Here is a 202-nt window from a genome sequence, read left to right as displayed (position 1 = left end):
TCGCCCACAAGTGGGCTCCTACATTTTCTCAGCGTTCGTGTAGCTCGCCGTTGTGCAGCTCTAGCGTGCGGTCCATCCGCTTCGCCAGCCGCGGGTCGTGGGTGACGAGCACGAAGCTGGTGCCGATCTCGCGGTTGAGCTCCAGCATCAGGTCGTACACCGCCGCTGCGTTGGCTTCGTCGAGGTTGCCCGTGGGCTCGTC

General features: G+C 64.4%; 1 pseudogene. It reads right to left on the bottom strand.

The window, feature by feature from the left end:
• Nucleotides 1-28 precede the first annotated feature (28 nt).
• Nucleotides 29-202 (bottom strand): annotated as a pseudogene (locus VI08_RS22140) (lipoprotein-releasing system ATP-binding protein LolD); the annotation flags it as partial.

It is taken from the genome of Luteibacter yeojuensis (assembly GCF_000964085.1).
Lineage (GTDB): Bacteria > Pseudomonadota > Gammaproteobacteria > Xanthomonadales > Rhodanobacteraceae > Luteibacter > Luteibacter yeojuensis_A.
This window is presented reverse-complemented; position numbering and strand designations above follow the sequence as displayed.